The 18,301-nt window shown below is 37.3% G+C and carries 14 protein-coding genes and 1 riboswitch; of the genes, 4 read left to right on the top strand and 10 right to left on the bottom strand.

Going from position 1 to position 18,301, the window contains the following annotated elements; all coding sequences use genetic code 11:
- Positions 1-124: 124 nt before the first annotated feature.
- The 5 genes from H4J50_RS02545 to H4J50_RS02525 all read right to left on the bottom strand — a co-directional run bounded on the left by H4J50_RS02545 (position 125) and on the right by H4J50_RS02525 (position 5,396).
- On the bottom strand, positions 125-1,621 hold the full coding sequence (locus H4J50_RS02545) for a cobyric acid synthase (protein WP_182254255.1): 1,497 nt from the start codon (positions 1,619-1,621) through the stop codon (positions 125-127).
- Entirely contained in the window at positions 1,618-2,286 is a 669-nt protein-coding gene (gene cobU, locus H4J50_RS02540) for a bifunctional adenosylcobinamide kinase/adenosylcobinamide-phosphate guanylyltransferase (protein WP_182254254.1), read from the bottom strand. The genes H4J50_RS02545 and cobU overlap by 4 nt, the downstream gene beginning before the upstream one ends.
- Positions 2,283-3,137, bottom strand: coding sequence for an adenosylcobinamide-GDP ribazoletransferase (locus tag H4J50_RS02535; protein WP_182254253.1), 855 nt, complete (start codon positions 3,135-3,137; stop codon positions 2,283-2,285). The genes cobU and H4J50_RS02535 overlap by 4 nt, the downstream gene beginning before the upstream one ends.
- Positions 3,127-4,191 carry a nicotinate-nucleotide--dimethylbenzimidazole phosphoribosyltransferase gene (gene cobT, locus H4J50_RS02530; RefSeq protein WP_182254252.1) on the bottom strand — a complete coding sequence of 355 codons (1,065 nt, stop codon included), beginning with the start codon at positions 4,189-4,191 and terminating at the stop codon, positions 3,127-3,129. Before cobT ends, H4J50_RS02535 begins: the two co-directional genes overlap by 11 nt.
- Positions 4,192-4,354: 163 nt before the next feature.
- A riboswitch (cobalamin riboswitch) is annotated at positions 4,355-4,525 on the bottom strand.
- 214 nt (positions 4,526-4,739) lie between these two features.
- Entirely contained in the window at positions 4,740-5,396 is a 657-nt protein-coding gene (locus tag H4J50_RS02525) for a histidine phosphatase family protein (protein ID WP_182254251.1), read from the bottom strand.
- Between the two features lie 230 nt (positions 5,397-5,626).
- Between H4J50_RS02525 and H4J50_RS02520 the strand changes: the two genes are divergently transcribed.
- From H4J50_RS02520 to H4J50_RS02510, 3 genes are all read left to right on the top strand, one after another.
- The gene (locus tag H4J50_RS02520) at positions 5,627-6,439 is read left to right on the top strand and encodes a cobalamin-binding protein (RefSeq protein WP_182254250.1); all 813 of its coding nucleotides are present in this window, start codon (positions 5,627-5,629) and stop codon (positions 6,437-6,439) included.
- Position 6,440: 1 nt separating this feature from the next.
- Positions 6,441-12,071, top strand: coding sequence for an ABC transporter substrate-binding protein (locus H4J50_RS02515; RefSeq protein WP_182254249.1), 5,631 nt, complete (start codon positions 6,441-6,443; stop codon positions 12,069-12,071).
- A 120-nt stretch (positions 12,072-12,191) separates the two neighbouring features.
- Entirely contained in the window at positions 12,192-12,659 is a 468-nt protein-coding gene (locus tag H4J50_RS02510; RefSeq protein WP_108455023.1) for a 2TM domain-containing protein, read from the top strand.
- A gap of 85 nt (positions 12,660-12,744) precedes the next feature.
- On the opposite strand, the gene H4J50_RS02505 is transcribed toward H4J50_RS02510, so the two are convergent.
- From H4J50_RS02505 to H4J50_RS02490, 4 genes are all read right to left on the bottom strand, one after another.
- The gene (locus H4J50_RS02505) at positions 12,745-14,430 is read right to left on the bottom strand and encodes an RluA family pseudouridine synthase (protein WP_182254248.1); all 1,686 of its coding nucleotides are present in this window, start codon (positions 14,428-14,430) and stop codon (positions 12,745-12,747) included.
- 178 nt (positions 14,431-14,608) lie between these two features.
- Positions 14,609-15,310, bottom strand: a complete 702-nt coding sequence (locus H4J50_RS02500; RefSeq protein ID WP_182254247.1) for an OprD family outer membrane porin — start codon at positions 15,308-15,310, stop codon at positions 14,609-14,611.
- Complete coding sequence (locus tag H4J50_RS02495; RefSeq protein WP_182254246.1) at positions 15,307-15,678, bottom strand: hypothetical protein; 372 nt, start codon at positions 15,676-15,678, stop codon at positions 15,307-15,309. Before H4J50_RS02495 ends, H4J50_RS02500 begins: the two co-directional genes overlap by 4 nt.
- A 145-nt stretch (positions 15,679-15,823) precedes the next feature.
- The gene (locus H4J50_RS02490) at positions 15,824-16,108 is read right to left on the bottom strand and encodes a hypothetical protein (protein ID WP_108455020.1); all 285 of its coding nucleotides are present in this window, start codon (positions 16,106-16,108) and stop codon (positions 15,824-15,826) included.
- Between the two features lie 511 nt (positions 16,109-16,619).
- On the opposite strand from H4J50_RS02490, the gene H4J50_RS02485 reads away from it, so the two are divergent.
- The gene (locus H4J50_RS02485; RefSeq protein WP_182254245.1) at positions 16,620-17,738 is read left to right on the top strand and encodes a GGDEF domain-containing protein; all 1,119 of its coding nucleotides are present in this window, start codon (positions 16,620-16,622) and stop codon (positions 17,736-17,738) included.
- A 132-nt stretch (positions 17,739-17,870) separates the two neighbouring features.
- On the opposite strand, the gene H4J50_RS02480 is transcribed toward H4J50_RS02485, so the two are convergent.
- A complete protein-coding gene (locus tag H4J50_RS02480; RefSeq protein WP_182254325.1) occupies positions 17,871-18,122 on the bottom strand; it encodes a TIGR03643 family protein in 252 nt (83 codons plus the stop codon).
- Positions 18,123-18,301 lie beyond the last annotated feature (179 nt).

Here is an 18,301-nt window from a genome sequence, read left to right as displayed (position 1 = left end):
AAGTACGATTTTCAATAATTTTGCCAATAAAAAACCGCTTTTAAGCGGTTTTTTTATGTCTTAAACCAAGTAGATTAATTAGACCGGTCATTTCATGATAAATGCTTGGAGTTGAAGAGAGTAATTAGCTGTTTTTACTCTGAGCAATAATCAGTTTAATTTCATCCATATTAAGATGTTCATTACAAACCTTAGCAAGGCGCTCTAGTTGTATTTCTCTATGCTGACTAATATCAATAATAGGTGCTTTAAAGTCTTTAATACCCAACCAATTTAGTACTAATTGTGTTGGCTCTGGACAATCAAAAAAACCATGTAGATACGTAGCGATAATTTGCCCGTCATTTGAAATACAGCCATCGGCAATACCATGCTGATTTTTATCGCTTGGTTGAACTTGAATCTTAAGTAAAGGCTTACTTAACGCTGGTCCGTTTGAAACACCACAATGTATCTCATAGCCCGTTAACTGGCATGTTTCATTATTAAGCGTCATAGTTGCACAGACTTGGCTTAAGGTCTTATTTTCCGTTAGCGTGGTTGTAAAATCTAACAAACCTAAACCCGATACTTGCTCAACATGTGACTCTATATGTTCTGGGTCAAATATTTTTTCACCCAGCATTTGATAGCCACCGCAAATACCCATAACTTTTCCGCCATAGCGTAAGTGTTGATCAATTTCTTGCTGCCAGCCTTGTTGCTTTAAAAACGTTAAGTCAGAGGTAACATTCTTACTACCGGGTAAAATAATTAAATCAGCGCCTTGCAACGACTGACCCATTTTTATGTATTGTAAATTAATATTGGGCTGTAAGCGCAGAGGATCAAAGTCGGTATGGTTGCTCATATGCGGTAACAAAGGTACAAAAACATTCACTTGCGCTTGTGTCACTTTATTATCAAGTGCTACGGCATCTTCGGCGTCTAACGCTAGATCATGCAAGTAAGGTAAAACACCTAATACGGGTTTCCCCGTTCGCTCTTCTAACCAGTCTAATCCAGACTCAAGCAACTTTATATCGCCGCGAAAACGGTTAATAATAAACCCTTTCACACGTTCTTGCTCTGACTCCGACAATAATGCCAACGTCCCCACTAGGTGGGCAAAGACACCGCCACGATCAATATCTGCAACTAAAATAACGGGGCAATCAACCGCTTCGGCATAGCCCATATTGGCTATATCGTTAGCTCGAAGATTAATTTCAGCGGGGCTACCGGCTCCTTCCACAAGCAATACATCATGATCAAGAGCTAACCTCTGATGAGACGTTAGCACAGCTTGCATCGCTACTTTTTTGTAGTCGTGATATTTACCTGCTTCCATATTAGAAAGCGCTTTACCGTGGACAATAACTTGCGCACCAGTGTCACTATTGGGCTTTAATAAAATAGGGTTAAAATCAATGCGTGCTTCAACTTTTGCAGCTATTGCCTGTAAAGCTTGTGCACGACCAATTTCACCACCGTCTTTAGTAACGGCACTATTTAATGCCATATTTTGCGGTTTAAATGGCGCGACATTAAAACCCGCGTTAACTAATACTCGGCAAAGCCCTGCAACTAAAGTACTTTTTCCTGCATCAGAAGTAGTACCTTGTACCATTAATGTTTTCAAAGTGGTGCCTTATGGCTAATATTTTCAACCGACTTTAATGTTAGGGGCAAGCCTGCCATAACAAACTCGACTTTATCGGCAACTTTAGCAATGGCTTGATGCAACCACCCTGCTTGGTCGACAAATTGGCGCGACAACTCACCCATTGGCACAATGCCGTGACCGACCTCATTGCTAACTAAAATAAGTTCAATCGCGAATGTTTGCGTGTTTTCTCGCGCAAAGTTTACATCTTGAAGACTATTTAATAACTTAAGAAACTGCTGTTTTTCTTGCTGCCAATACTCACTATTACAACTGTCTTGGCTTACATTATTGCTGCTATCAGTACTTGAATTCGACTGACATAAACTATTACTTAACCATAAAGTTAAGCAATCGACTAAAATGCAAACGCCTGATGAGTTACTTGATAAAGCTTCAGAAATAATCGACTCAATAGTGACACTCAATTGCAAAGGAGCTTCTATTAATCGCCAATGTGTTGGACGTTCTGCTTGGTGCTGCGCAATTCTTTGCGCCATTTCAGCATCTAACGCTTGTGCGGTCGCAATATAAGTAACCGGCAGCTTTGACAACATCGCATATTGCTCCGCTAATGAGCTTTTACCTGAACGTGCGCCGCCAAGAATTAACTGAATTTTATGCTTCACTATTTCAGTCATATGCTCGCCGATGTAAGGGCAAGTAATGATATATATATAACCACTTCTGAAAACTGTTGCGCTGCGCCTAAACAGTCACCGGTATAACCACCTAGCTGTTGCATAAACCAACGTTTTAAACACCAACGTGTCAGTAATAAAATAACCACTAACTTCCAAATAACACTAAAAGATAAGGTTATTAAAAGGATCAAAGTGCCCGTAGCTAGCAACGTTAAATAACTATTATTTGATAATGCTTGCGCTAAAGGCTTTACTTTTGAGGTGGCATCTTCGCTGACATAGGGCATATCGGCAATTAAGCTTGTCGCCAGAACTCGACTTAAACAGTGCCCTAAAACTAGAATAGACAACACGCTCAGCCCATCATTTATCAAGTTAACATTAGACATATTTTGCTGAATTAATGCTAGTAACGTTTGGTACTTAATCATCAAAATAAAAAATAATGCTGCTGCGCCATAGGTGCCTAAGCGACTGTCTTTCATAATATTAAGTTTATTTTCGATACTCCAGCCGCCGCCAAAGCCATCCCAAACATCGGCCCATCCATCTTCATGAAAGGCACCGGTTAATAACACACTGCTTGCCATAGCAACTAACAATGCGATTTCAGTAGGCAGATACATAGCACTTAGATAAAAAGCTAATGCAGAAATGATTCCTATAAGCACGCCCACTAAAGCGAAATATCGGCTTGCTTCATTTAGCATTTTGGCGGTCACATCAACCGCCATGTTAACCGGAATTCGGGTAAAAAAGCTGATAGCTAAAAGACACAATTGCCATTGCTGGCAGAGTAACTCTCGCTTGGAAGCGCTTGATTGTATTTCGTTAGACTCAGGTAACATCAGTAACCTCTGCATCGGCAAAGCTTGCCATATCATTATAAAAAGCAGCTGCGGCTTGTATTATCGGTAGCGCTAAAGCCGCGCCCGTACCTTCGCCTAAGCGTAATTCTAGGTTCAGCAGCGGTTTAACTTGAAGCCATTTCAGCATTTTTTTGTGGCCTTGCTCACCTGAGCAATGGGCAAATATCATATAACCTTTCACGTTAGTATTTAGCTCAATCGCTAACATTGCAGCAGCGGTACAAATAAAACCATCAACCACAATTAACATACGATTTTCTGCTGCGGCTAGCATCGCTGCGGTAATTTGTACCACTTCAAAACCACCTAAACAGCGTAAAATAGCTTGAGGGTTTGTGAGATTATCTCGATGAAGTGCTAAGGCTTGCTCAACCACTTGTTGCTTCTTTAAAACAACATCATCTGAAACGCCAGTACCACGACCAACGGCTTCGCTCGCAGGAATAGCCATCATTGCCGCCATTATCGCTGAAGCAATCGTGGTGTTGCCGATACCCATTTCACCAAAAGCAACAATGTTACAACCGGTATTTTTTAGCTCTGCAATATGTTTTTTGGCAAAAATAAAACCTTGCTCGACTTGGGTTTGAGTCATAGCTTCTTGCTGATTAATGGCTTGAGTAATATTACCTAATCGTTGATCTAAAACTGCTGTCGATGATGCAGGATGTAAAATACCAGCATCGACAATATTTAGCTGCCATCCAAGTTGCTGACTAAAAACATTAATGGCTGCGCCGCCACCAGCAAAGTTTGCCACCATTTGACTAGTCACTTCACTAGGTGCAATGGAAACACCTTCGCTAGCAACGCCATGATCGCCAGCAAAAATAGTTAAATGAGGAGAGTTAAGTTCGAGTTTATGTTGGTTATTTTTAGGAGATTTAAAAGATGAAGCAGTTAACTGAATCTTAGCCATTTGCTTGGCTAAAGATTCAAGATCACCCAATGCGCCTAGCGGCTTAGTTTTACCGTCAATTAGTGCTTGAATTTTTTCTGAGTGTTCGCAACTAACTGCTTTAATATTAAACATTTCAAAACCTAACAAAAATCAAACCCAAAAGAATTGGCTTACAAAAAATGATTAACGTAGATGAGTTTAGAGGCTTAAGGGAGTATATATTTCATCAATGATGACATAATCAACAAGGCAAAATAAAAATTCCAATGCTCGAGTAACCCGCTCGACGTGGTAATTAATGTCTATATTTCCCCTGGTATCCTGACTTACAGCATATATGTTTTTTCGGCCAATGACTTTATGGCTAAGTGGTAATATATGCGCTGTTTACAGTTGCGGGCACAGTTGTGGATTTTCACCACATTCCCAGTTTTACCTTTGCAATAATGGGATCCTCCATTAAAGTAGTAAAATTGAATATGACATTATTTAATTAATGGCGCGATTATCGACAGCTAGGACAAAATAGCAAGGTTTATTTTTAACTCAGTGGTGCGTTAAAAGCTTAAATATTCAAGCTTTCACATTTAAATTCCGGTGAGATAGCGTTCTTACATCCTATGTAAAAAAGTGAGTTTCTAAAATAACAACACAGTTCGATAATGCTAAATTTGCTGTTATTAAAGCATTAACTTCGACCAAGCTTTGCCGTTACTATCAATACTAACTTGTATATGAATAAGTGCACCATAAGGTACATCGATATTAGCCATATGATTAACACCTGGGATTGGTAAGCCAAGCACTTTAGCTAAAATATAGCGAATAACACCGCCATGACTAACCACTAAAGTATTTTTCGGTCGACATTGTTGCTGTTCTTTTTGAACGGTCTGTTCAAATTGGTGTAATAAACGCGCCCAAAAACTATCAATCCGTGCAGTAAAGCTTGCCATAGTTTCACCATTTGGCGGCTGACATTGCCAAGGATTTTGCCAAAAATCACCCAATGTGAGCGCATTCTCAGCATTTTTTGTTGAGTTTTGAGGTTGCCAAAGTGTTTGATAGCTTTGCCCGTCCCAATCACCAAAATCCATCTCTTTCAAGTCAGCCGTAATTTGTAATGAAATATCTACTTGCTGGCAATAGCTTTCTGCAAACGCTCGACAACGAATAAGGGGTGAGCTGTAGCATTGTGAAATATCCACTAAACCTTGACTAGCTTCAATAAGCTGTTGTTTGCCGGTATTCGATAGTGCAATATCTGAACGCCCACATAAAACTCCGGTCTCAACAAGTTCGCCATGGCGTAACAAATAGATATTAAAAACTGACAAGCTAACTTCCATGATTTATTAGTAATAATTGCATACAGTCTAACAAATAAACTTGCTGTATTAACAATGAAACAACCTTGTTTAAAACACGAGTTGTTACAACCACTAAAAAACCAATCATTGCTGCGTGGTTTTTGATAAAGTAAAACTCATCAAATGCAATAGCAACGATTGCATGTCAATATAATACCAATAAAACAAAACACTACCGTAAGTAACAAGGAAAATGCATGATTTTAGTTCCTGAACCTAAATGGCCAGAGCGCATTATTTGTTTAACCGAAGAAACCACCGAAGCACTTTACCTTATGGAAGAAGATCATCGTATTGTTGGCATTTCGGCTTACACCATGCGCCCTGAACGTGCACGAAAAGAAAAAACCAAAGTAAGTGCTTACATTACCGCCAGAACGGAAAAAATCCTATCGCTTAAGCCTGATTTAGTCTTGGCATTTTCAGATATGCAGGCTGATATCGTTGCCGATTTAATTAAAGAAGGAATACAAGTTCATTGTTTTAATCATCGCAGTATCAGTGAAATTTTACAGATGATTCGCACCGTATCAGCTTTAATTGGGCAGCCAGCTAAAGGTGAAAAACTCGTCGCAGACATGCAAGACAATTTACGAAAAATTAAGCAACAAGCTGAACAATTGCCTAAACATCCAAAAGTATATTTTGAAGAGTGGTTTGATCCTATTATTACTGGCATTGGTTGGGTGAGCGAATTAATAGAAATTGCCGGTGGCATAGATTGTTATCAAGAGTTTTCGACTCAATCTTTAGCAAAAAATCGTATTGTTGCAGATGCCAGCGAGGTAATAGCCAAACAACCCGATATTTACATTGCTTCATGGTGTGGGCGTAAGTTTGATGAAGAAAAAGTCACCTCAAGAGTTGGTTGGCAAACGATCCCAGCAATAAAAAATGGTGATATTTTTGAGATAAACTCAACAGATATTTTACAACCTGGTCCTGCAGCACTTACCGATGGTGTTGCACAGTTGGCAAAGATTATAAAGCAGTGGGCTGAACGTACATAATATGTTGAATTATTTTCGTAATAAAAATGTCTCAATGTTGTTAAGTTGTATCTTAACTTTATTAATTTCTCGCCAAAGCTTAGGACAAGAACTCGATAAAGTATCAATTCAATTTAATTGGTATCATCAATTTCAATATGCTGGCTATTACGCGGCAAAGGAACAAGGTTTTTATCAAGAACTTGGCTTAGATGTCGAGTTAAGAGAACGCGATAAAATAGGGTCTATTGAAGATTATATTGTCGAGGGTAAAGCGGACTATGGTATCAATGACTCGAGTTTAATCGTGGCAAAAAATAACGGTAAACCTGTAGTTATCGTTGCGCAAATATTTCAACACTCTCCCACCACTATTGCAACACTGCGATCTTCTGGCATTGGTAGCCCATTTGATCTTATTGGTAAGCGCATTATGGTGGATAAAGAATGGAAAAATTTCGCCCCCATCACCGCCATGTTGATGCAAGCAGAGCAAGATATGTCGGCTTTTGTATGGCAAAAACAAAGTGACCATTTCGGCGCATTAACCCGTGGGGAAACTGATGCTATATTAATATATAACACCAATGAGCCCTTTCAATTCAAAGAAGCTGATATAGACATATTAACCATCAGCCCTAGAGATTATGGCATTGATTTTTATGGTGATAATCTCTTCACCAGTGAATTAGAAGTAAAAAATAATCCTCAACGGGTTCAAGCGATTCGCCAAGCGACCATTAAAGGTTGGCAATATGCGATTAACCATCAAGCTGAAATCATTGATTTGATTGAAAAGAAATATAATAGCCAAGATAAGTCTCATGCTCACCTAACATTTGAAGCCAATGAGATTAGAAAGATTATTTTAGCTAAATTTATCCCGCTAGGCTCAATTGCCCGTACTCGTATGGAAAAAATTAGCGAGATTTATCATCAGTTAGGCATGATCGATTCGCCTTTCATCCCCGAAAATTTATTACTTGAAGATGCGTTAATCAACTTTTCTTCAGATCAAAGTAATGACGCAGACAGTACATCACTAATTTTCATGATGACCTTAGTATCATTATTGTTAATTTTTTCTACCTTACTTTTACCTAAATTAATTAGCCAGCAACGTATTGCCGCATTTATGGCATCGAGGAAATTTCCTTTTATAGTGCATTCAATATCGGCCTTGAATATCGCTATTATTTTTAGTGTTATTTACTTAACCTTGCAAGACAATGAAGAGAACACCCGCGCCAACGTGCAAAAAAATCTAGAGTTTGTCGTAGAAGCAACAAAAACTCGCCTCAATGACTGGATAAGTGAGCAAGAAAGGCAATTAAAAAAAATAGCTAAAAGTAACACTGTCATAGAACTCACCAAAGAATTACACCTGCAGTCAGCGTTAAACCAAGCAATGAAAACCTCAAAGTCGACAATAAAAATACGTCAATATATTAGCCAAAGTAGTATTGAGGGAAAAGATTTTTCAATTATCAGTTCAGAACATATCAATATTGGTTCAAACCGTAACGAAAACTTAGATAAAATCAGCTTAATAGCCCAACAACATCCTGAGATAATTGCCGCTGTTTTTACGGGAGAAAGTCATTTTGTGCCACCAATAAAGTCGAATGCTTTGGACTTGTTGAATAGTACGACTAAAGCCATAGACCAATACAGTATGTATATGATCACACCGATAACGGATGAGAATAATCAAGTGATTGCCGCTTTATCTATGCGAATTCAACCTAGCGGCCAAATATCTAATATTATGCAACAAGGTCGTATTGGCAACTCTGGTGACAGCTACTTAGTAACTAAACAAGGAAAAATGCTGACTAAAAGTCGCTTTAAAAACGAGTTCACATCAATTAATTACTTACAAATATTCAGTAAAAACAAACAACTGATCACACTTAAAGTGCCAAAAGTTAACGTAATAGACAACCCTGATGCGACCTTTGACTTACAACAATTACCGTTCACATTTATGGCAAATCACTTAGTTAATAGTGCTCGTTCAGACAACATTACCCTAATTACTAACAATAAAATAACCAGTAATGTTATCGGGTATAACGACTATAGAGGTGTAAACGTTTTTGGCGCTTGGCTGTGGGACAACCAGTATGGGTTTGGTATTGCAACAGAAGTTGATGTAAACGAAGCCTTATTAGAGGTGAACATACTTCGAAACAAGTTAATGTTCATTGCCTTTATTACTCTATTATTAACGCTAATCGCCAACATATTTACTATCTCTGTTGGACAGCGTTCAACAAAGTATATGCGACGTTCAAAAGAAGAGCTGGAGCAGCTCGTCGTAAAACGTACAGCTGAATTACATCAACGTGAACGAGCACTATGGGAACTATATGAACACGCACCCGTTGCTTATGCGACATTAAATGCTCAAGGTATGTTTATTAAACATAACCTTGCGTTTGCACAAATGTTTGAGCGCCCTCGTGAAACCTTTACCTCTTTAAATTGGCAAAGTTTTGTTGACCCATCACATTACGTACACAAAATATTTCAAACGAAATCTCACCCATTAGCCAATGAAATTCCGGTTAATATTAGTGATACAAAAACCATAGACACCATGTTGTCAGCGCTTCCTGTTTATAATGAAGAAGAACAATTAACTGAAGTACGTTTAACGTTAATCGATATTACGCAAAGAAATGCAGTTCAAGCTCAGTTTGCTGCTTTAATGGAGTCAGCACCCGATGCTATTTTAATGTTAGATAAACATCGAGTGCACAACTTAGTTAATTCACAAGTTTTAACTATGTTTGGTTATGAAAAGTCTGAGCTTATTGGTCAGAAGATTGATTGTTTATTACCTGAAGAAACAAGCTTGCATGTTTTTGACAAAATACTGCATGAACCTTCCCCTGAAAAACAACTATTGGAGCTAACAGGTAAGCACAAAAGTGGTTATGAGTTCGCAGCTGAAGTCACCGTGAGTGTTCTTGATATGCATAATGAACGTTTTATCGTTGCTATTATTCGCGATATTACTGAACGTAAACTCCATGATGCTGAATTAGCAGAGCATATTTTATTTCAACAAGCATTGGCTGACACTATTCCTTACCCAATATTTGTTAAAGCGCCAGATTCAACATTTACTAACGTAAATAAAGCATATGAACAAACCTTTAATGTTAAAAGAGAAGACATTATTGGAAAAACAGTACTCGAACTTGACTTTTTACCGATGGCAGATCGAATAGCTTATCAGACTGAAGACACTGAAATTATTGCCTCAAAGGGTATGATACGAAAAGAAATACCCATGATTTATGGTGATGGTTTAGAGCATACCACTATGTATTGGGTAAAAAGCTTTGAGAAAGCTGATGACTCGGCAGGTGGTTTATTAGGTACATTTGTTGATATCAGCGAACAAAAAATGGCAGAAGAAACCCTTGCAGATGCTAAGTCGCTGGCAGAAGATGCCGTAAAAGCTAAATCTAATTTCTTAGCTAATATGTCACATGAAATTCGTACCCCAATGAATGCCATTATTGGTATGTCTGCGTTAGCATTGAAAACAAATTTAACTCCAGAACAACAGAATTATATCGCAAAAGTTAATATTGCTGCTGAGTCATTATTAGGTATTGTTAACGACATTCTAGACTTCTCAAAAATTGAAGCGAACAAAATTGAGATAGAATCAATCCCTTTCTGTTTGGATGACGCGCTCGATAATTTAAATAATTTATTGGTCGATAAACTCAACGAAACACAAACTGAGTTGATATTTGACGTAGAGCAAGATGTGCCACTTAATCTTATTGGTGACCCGTTGCGCCTTGGGCAAATATTAACCAACCTTGGCAGTAATGCCGCTAAGTTTACTGATCATGGCGAAATAAAAATTAATGTGTCGTGCATCAAAAAACATAAAAACAACGTAACTTTACAATTTTCAGTTTGTGATACCGGCATAGGCATGAATGCCGCACAACAAGAAAAACTTTTTCAGTCATTTAGCCAGGCTGATGCATCAACTACCCGTAAATATGGCGGTACAGGTTTAGGCTTGGCAATATGCAAACAGCTTGTTGAACTATTAGGCGGTGAAATATGGCTAGAAAGCGAAGCGCATATTGGTAGTAAATTCCATTTCACCCTCACTTATCAAAGCCAACCGACAAATGAACTTAATACTAAATCATCTAGTTTAACGTCACTAAATGATTTAAAAATTGCATTGGTGACTGACAATAGCGTTTATCAGGTGATTTTACAGCGGATCTTAAATTCTTTTGGCTTTGCAATAAAAAACTATAGCTCTACCAGTGAACTATTAACTGACTTAGCACAGCCACAACTTGGTGGCTTTGATGCAATACTCATTGATCTGATAAATTGTAGCGACAATCAATACTGTGGTGAATTAAAGTTAATTAGAGATAATCATGCTGAATTACCAATCTTGCATATTCTCCCCAATAAACGAAAAATGTTAATCCCTACTCTGGCAAACGATGCTAAATATTCAGTAATTTGTAAGCCAATAACGACTTCTAACTTACTTGATAACCTACTGGTGACGCTAGGTAAAGAAAACTTGAGAAAAGAAAGTTATGAGCAAATTGAGCGCGACTCATTGTCCGCCATCGAGTCTTTACAAGGTATAAAGTTATTAGTAGTAGAAGATAACGAAATAAATCAGGAGCTAGCAACAGAATTACTCACTAGCAACGGTATTAAAGTGGTTATTAGCAACAATGGGCAACAAGCACTGGCTCAACTTAATCAAGAACACTTCGACGGTGTATTAATGGATTGCCAAATGCCAGTGAAAGACGGCTACACAACCACACGCGAACTTCGTCAGAACCCTCGCTTTGTTGATTTACCTATTATCGCTATGACCGCTAACGTAATGGCCGGAGATCGTGAAAAAGCATTAGCCTCGGGTATGAATGAGCATATTGGTAAGCCCATTAATACCCAAGAATTGTTTATCAAATTAGCACGATGGGTTGTTCCTGCTTCACAGAAAAAACTTCATCACTTAAACGCCAATAAAGCGCTGTTATCAGCAAATGAAAATGAGCAAATAATCATCCCTGAACTTGACGGTATTGACATAAAATCTGGTTTAGCTATTGCACAAAATAATAAAAGCCTTTATCTGCGCTTACTGCTTAAATTTAAAAATAACTATACTCATGCATTAGCACCTTTAGAAAGTGCGTTTGCTAACAATAACTTTGCTGAGATTGAGCAATTAGCTCACACTATTAAAGGTGTAGCTGGCAATATTGGTGCTACAAACCTTTATACACTTTGCCAAACTTTAGAAAGAAATGCCGTACAACATAATATAAAGCCATTAATTTTAAGCCAGTGTCAAAATGAATTAAAACGCATTCAATTAGCATTATCAGCACTCAACCCACCAGAGCCTACTGATGTTATTTTCAACATTTCAGACTGCAAAGCCCTTATTGAGCAATTAAAATTTGATGTCGATAATTATGATGTTGCTGCAATTGAAACCATTCAATCATTATTAGCAATGACCCAGCAGCAAGATTATCATCAGCAATTAAAAGACATTATGTCAAAAGTAGAAGTTTATGAGTTTGACGACGCTGCTAGGCTACTTAAAAGCATTACCATCACCTAAATAACAAATGGTGTAAGTAACTGATTTTAAATAACTGTCGTATTAAAGTCAGGTAAAAGTCGTAGAAAAGTTTTAGCGAGTAATTAATAATTCAATACGAACAGCAACAAGGAGAAGTATATGATCGTCCGAAAGTTAAGGCTTAAAAGAGCTTGGTCTCAGGAGCAGTTAGCCCAGTTTAGTGGTTTAAATATCAGAACCATTCAACGTATTGAGCGAGGTCAGAAAGCTGGTTTGGAATCACTTAAATCTCTTGCCGCTGTCTTTGAAATTGAACTTGAAGATTTGCTAAAGGAAAAGAAAATGGAAAATTCAGAAAAATATAGCGAAGAAGAGAACCGTGTTATTGAACATGTGAAGGACATTAAAGGCTTTTATAGTCACCTTATTAATTATGGCATGGTAATACTTGGTTTGTTTATCGTAAATTTTATTACCAGCCCAGATTATTATTGGGCTTGGTGGGCAGCATTTGGCTGGGGTATTGGCGTAGTTTCTCATGGAATAAGTGTGTTTGAGGTATACAGTTTTTTTGGCGCTGACTGGGAAAAGAAACAAATTGAAAAAAGGTTAGGAAAGAAGCTTTAATGCCGTAAGTGGTTCTCCTGTGACAGTTACAGTTACAGGAGACGAATTATATTCAATGCGACATTTTATTAGGAGCCACTAATCATTAAAAATCAGCAGCGACTTCAAACTCCAATTTGCAATGATTAATAGGATGCGATAACGACAAATATTCTGCATGCAAATGTAAGCGATCGGCTTTTAAACCATAATGATCATCGCCAACAATCGGCATATTTAGCCCTAACTTATGCGCACAATGCACTCTTAACTGATGCGTTCGCCCAGTTTTAGGAAACAAATGTAATCGTGTGGTGTTGTTTTTTCGCTCTAACACACGCCAAGTAGTCAGTGCGTGTTTACCACGCTCATAACACACCATTTGCCGAGGCTTATCATCAAAGTCTAGTATTAATGGTAATTCGATAGTGCCATTATCTTCGACAACATTTCCAGAAACCAATGCAACATAACGCTTCTCGATACTGCGTTCAATAAACTGCTTTTGCAATGCTTTATGGGCTCTTTTATTAAGCGCTATGATTAATAACCCAGAAGTCGACATATCTAACCGATGCACAATAAGTGGCCCCGACGCCTGTGGAAATTGCGTTTTTATGCGCATGTAAACCGAATCTTCAATATTTTTACCTGGCACCGATAAAAACTCAGCAGGTTTGTTAACCACTAGCATATCGCTATCTTGGTAAACAATCGTTAAATCTTTACCCTGCGCAGGATTTACTAATAATGGGTTATCGTCGACTTTCAGGCCTTTAAGCATATGAGTCAAAATGGGTTGGCATTTGCTGTAACAAGATGGGTAATAGTTTTTGTGTTGTCGAATAGCTGATTTAGGTGCAGCACCCCACCAAAACTCAGCCATCGCAATGGGCGTTAAGTTATGTTGATAGGCATATTGTAATAATTTAGGTGCCGCGCAATCACCTGCCCCTGCGGGTGGTGTATGCTCAGGTAATTCGGCAAAAATAGCGTTTAAATCTTTCGTTTCGCCGTTAGCATTAAGAAAATCATATTGAGCGAAGAGTTTTTTTTGTAAATTTTTCGAACGTGATTTTCGCAGCTTCTTTAACTTATCAATTTCATCTGTAATGTCAGTTAAGGCTTGGTGTAATGATTCAAGATTTTTTTGACCGCTTTGCTTAAGTGCTTGTAGCTGCTTTTTTTCTTGAATACTTTGCCCTGCTAACTCAATACTTAAGCGCTCAGCATCATTGTCTGTTAGTTGCTCAGAAGCGACTGTACGTCGTTGCTTTCTTTGTTGGCGGTTCAACACAATTTGATTTTGCTGGGATGATAATGCCTGCTGATAGGCTATTGTGGCATCATTTAGGTTTTCTCTAATACGGCTAAGCTGTTGGCTATTTTCCAAAACCGTTATTTCAGCATTAATATTGTTAATAATGCGGTTTTCAGTTAAAAACGCTGAATCTTGCAATTGCATATTAGACACTGCAGGTACAAATTTAATCATACTTACATCAAGGTCGAGTTGACCAGAGTAGGCGCTGAGAAAACCGATGTTATCTTGGCTACTTTTCACCACTAAAACACCAAACATTTTACCTGAACTAACCTGTTCAGCTTTCGTTTCTGTAAAAGCTTCAGAATAGCTAATAGGCAGCTGTTCAAGCTGTTGCTGTAACTGCAAAGCAGCAGCAATGGCAATGGGCTGTGGTTGGTAATAAAATGGGAAGGTAAATTTTTCTGGCAGCACAGTATTGTCAATAGACTGAGAAAAAGGCGTAAAACAAGCAGTAAGGTTTGTCATGGCAATAAAATGATGGAATATTCTGTAAAGCAATTAATTAAGATAATAACATAATCAATATGATGTTACTGAGTAACCTTACCTGTGAGTAAATAAACTCACGCATATTAAAAAGATGGAGTAGCGCTATATGTAAGCACTACTTTATTAAATTATTTAAAAAACACTTAAAAAATAATTAAAAGCCAACATTAAACATAGCTAAAACCATTTTTCCATCGTCATGTATATGGTGATAAATAAAATCAAATACCATGTTATTACCAAAATCATAGCTGAAAAATAAGTCTATTTCGTCAGCACCTTTGTCAAAGGCAACATTTAATAATCCCAACGTGATGTTATCAAAACCACTGTAATCAATACCAATGGCCAAGGCATCTTGATCGAGTACACCCGATATAGTGTGATCTGCCGCATTGGAATAAAAAGGACCGCCACCAAAGCCATTGATAATAGTACCCGACACATGGTTATACGAGGATTTAAATGTAAAGTCATTCAATGTATAACTGGCCATAATGCCATATACGTCACCATCAGGGCCGTTATTATTATCACTGCTGTCTGATTGCTTACCAAATTGAGCACCTAAGGTAATGTTATCAAACTCAACGGTAGCATCAACATAGAAAAAGTCGGCTAAGTCTTTGGCATTGTAATACCATGTTTGTAGCTCAACATGGTCAATTCCCTGATAAACAACACCTAATACGTTAACGCTATCACTACCCAGTAGATCAATAAAGTCTTCTGGTTTTTCGCTATCTACACTGATCCAGTCAGTTAAATGCGCAGCATATACCGTGGTATCCGTAATATCGGCATTAGTCACTAAAATGCCGGTAAAGCTATTCGGCACCATACGCACATCGTTCATGTCAACATAAGGCGAGTCAAAACTAAAACGGCATAACCGTCGCCATCAGAGCCAAAAAAGCTACCTTCATCATCGTGGAATATTTTTTGTGTGGTATATAAGCTACCGTTGGCAGTAAGACCTTGCCAACTTGCACTGCTATAATTAAGCTCTGCGCCGATAGCAGAACTTTGCATACGCGCTTCAACCTCATTATCAATTGAAATGTAGCCCACACGAATACGACCAGAAAACCCTGTATCTGACGTTTCAGCAGCAATATTATCAGTTTGCATTTCGCCGTTTTCAAAAGCAGAAACATCATTTAAAAATGTACTAGACATTGCCATAACTGCGCTTACAGTTAATGGTTGTTTAAAAACATTCATGAGTAGGGACATTGGTTGAGTGAAAGTGCGGCAAATATAGAGACTAAATTAACCATAATCAATCTAAAATATGCATAAAAGTCAAAATTAGTTTTATTTAGAGTAATTGAGCGTAGGTGATCTTTTACTGATCATAAAACTGATATCAATTAATTTTTGCGACTCCCGCGACTTCTATCACTGTTTTCGCTTCAGCTCGCTCAATAATTTTTACGATGGTTGTCTGAATCGTTTCATCTTTACGAACATCACTTTCGCTTAAAAATTTCTCTTCTTGAGCGTCAGCACCTTCCTCTAATACAAAACTGACCACCACTTTTGTTGCACAACTTTCTGACTCTCCAAAATAAGCTAGCGTTATTTGTGGATATCCTTGAAAGCCATTTTTAACTTTTTTAGCAATGCGTTTTGTTGATTTATCTAAATTCATAATATCTATCCAATAGGCTTAAAGGCTCAGTTAACATGCTAGTCTTTAGCAAAAACATATCAAACGTATGTCAGTAATTAACATTGTCTTTGAAGGGAGTAATAGCGACATACTATTTTGCATTACTTTTCAGCCGTTGACTAATAATGTTTATAATAAATGCAAAAAGGCAGCAGCATTTATTACTTTATTTATTACTGCATTGTTAAGCACATATTTAATATGTTAAATATTGTAATAAAAACCCCAAATATACGGTCTGTTAATATGATGGTTTACTATCAAGGATGGTGAGCACTACATTTTGAATTCAACGCTAATGTTGTTATGTTTAAATTACCGTTGATAGTTGATGATTAAGTGACTAGGCTAACAACATAGAGTTCAGCAAGAAAGTTCATACTCGAATGAGCAATTATCACGGTGGTTTACTTTAAATTTTGAGCGATATTAAATTTTTGCATAAAAAACTAAAACCACGCCTTCTCGTATTATCGAATAAAGTACTTATATGAACAAAAAAATAAAAAATTTGAACGATAATGTAAAAAGTGAAGACAACTTTTTACATTTTTTAATGACTCAGTGCCTAGGTATCAGACGCTGGGCTTTGCTAGTTTCATTAATTTTGTATACCGCATTCGCTGTAATGGACGTCATAAAATTCCCCAGTGAGATTTACTCACTAACCCTTACAACACGTCTAATACTCGTTGTATTGCCGTTAATATATTTAAATATTGTTTATTGGTACTACCCTCCTCTTTCAATTCGTTCGAATTCATTAATAATGTTAATGGTTTATGTCGGAAGTGGCTTAAATCACACTTTCATTTATTATCTTTCTGAAGTTTACACTTTTCAATTTTCTGAACTTGGCCTCGTACTGATATTAATGTTTGGCTGTTTACTCTTAATAATTGCAATTAAGCCCGCAGTGGTAGCAACGGCAATTATTTTATCCGTATTTTCAGCAGTGAATTTTCATTTAAATCATCAAATAGCAGACTTAATATTTTTGCTGATAATATTACTGTTCGTGTCTGGAATTTGCCTAACGATTAACCTATTAGGTCAAAAGGTGCTTTATCAAAACTACCTTCTGATTAATAGGCTATATAACGAATCGATAACGGATGGATTAACTAAACTCCACAATAAAAGATCTTTTCAAGAAGAAATAGAACGATTAAACGCGATAGCAACTCGAGACAATGCAACCTTAGGTTTAATATTAATAGATGCTGATAATTTTAAAACCATTAACGACACATTTGGTCATGATGTAGGTGATGACGTTTTAGTTAAATTATCGGAAGTTATCGAGACAAAATGCCGCCGTGCTGAAGACATTGGTTTTCGCATAGGAGGAGATGAATTTGCACTCATACTCTACGGTATCAGTAGTGAAAAGCTTGAACAAACCTGTTTTGATATGGTGTTAACGGTTGCGACCTTAAACTTAAAAAATAGCGGGAAAGATGTAAAAACAGCCTTATCAATTGGTGCGGTATTAAAATCTGCCAATGCGAAAGTTTCTAGCGATAATTTAGTTAAAATCGCAGATGAATATTTATATGAAGCAAAAGAGAACGGTAGAAACCAGTATTATTTAAAAACTTTCCAATGATCATCAGCTTAGCAATAAAACTAACTGAGACTATGCAGGTAGTTTTAATACCCTAAGCCTGATAATAAATAATTATGTGTTTACCATCAAAAGTTCGGTAATTAACTTTTAAAATCGTTCGCGTATGCTTAATCAACGCTGTTTATATTGTGTTGGGCAATAGCCTCTTGTGACGTTTTCACTCCGTAATTGCAGGTGTTTTGTTGATCGACCTGACACTCTTTTTCGCCACAACTTAAAACTGTTGGCTTTTAAACGACTTCGCATAAATTTAATAACCTCAGGTTCATTCATATTAAACTGCAGCTCAATTGCCTCAAAAGGGGTGCGATCTTCCCACGCCATTTCTATAATTCTTGATTCTTCGCTCATCAGTAATATCATAAATATTCTCATCTTAATCATCTTATAAATAACTAGAATTACAATACGGGATACGGATAGAAAAAGACCAATTTAGGCTTAAAATAACTAGAAATTAAAATGTTTATATATCTTAAGTATTCGTTGTTGGGATCCGCTGGCAACATCCATTTTAAATGGCTAATTAAGCGGATATAAAT

This window comes from Colwellia sp. 6M3 (genome assembly GCF_014077595.1).
In the GTDB taxonomy this organism is placed as follows: domain Bacteria; phylum Pseudomonadota; class Gammaproteobacteria; order Enterobacterales; family Alteromonadaceae; genus Cognaticolwellia.
The sequence above is the reverse complement of the archived record's forward strand: the minus strand, read 5'-3'. Positions and strand labels throughout refer to the sequence as shown.

Excerpts from the sequence above, each read along its gene's own strand:
- H4J50_RS02495 (WP_182254246.1), bottom strand. The coding sequence starts at position 15,678 with ATGAATGTTTTTAAACAACCATTAACTGTAAGCGCAGTTATGGCAATG.
- cobT (WP_182254252.1), bottom strand. The coding sequence starts at position 4,191 with ATGTTTAATATTAAAGCAGTTAGTTGCGAACACTCAGAAAAAATTCAA.
- H4J50_RS02520 (WP_182254250.1), top strand. The coding sequence starts at position 5,627 with ATGATTTTAGTTCCTGAACCTAAATGGCCAGAGCGCATTATTTGTTTA.
- H4J50_RS02485 (WP_182254245.1), top strand. The coding sequence starts at position 16,620 with ATGAACAAAAAAATAAAAAATTTGAACGATAATGTAAAAAGTGAAGAC.
- H4J50_RS02500 (WP_182254247.1), bottom strand. The coding sequence starts at position 15,310 with ATGAACGATGTGCGTATGGTGCCGAATAGCTTTACCGGCATTTTAGTG.
- H4J50_RS02480 (WP_182254325.1), bottom strand. The coding sequence starts at position 18,122 with ATGATATTACTGATGAGCGAAGAATCAAGAATTATAGAAATGGCGTGG.
- H4J50_RS02490 (WP_108455020.1), bottom strand. The coding sequence starts at position 16,108 with ATGAATTTAGATAAATCAACAAAACGCATTGCTAAAAAAGTTAAAAAT.
- H4J50_RS02515 (WP_182254249.1), top strand. The coding sequence starts at position 6,441 with ATGTTGAATTATTTTCGTAATAAAAATGTCTCAATGTTGTTAAGTTGT.
- cobU (WP_182254254.1), bottom strand. The coding sequence starts at position 2,286 with ATGACTGAAATAGTGAAGCATAAAATTCAGTTAATTCTTGGCGGCGCA.
- H4J50_RS02535 (WP_182254253.1), bottom strand. The coding sequence starts at position 3,137 with ATGTTACCTGAGTCTAACGAAATACAATCAAGCGCTTCCAAGCGAGAG.
- H4J50_RS02510 (WP_108455023.1), top strand. The coding sequence starts at position 12,192 with ATGATCGTCCGAAAGTTAAGGCTTAAAAGAGCTTGGTCTCAGGAGCAG.
- H4J50_RS02505 (WP_182254248.1), bottom strand. The coding sequence starts at position 14,430 with ATGACAAACCTTACTGCTTGTTTTACGCCTTTTTCTCAGTCTATTGAC.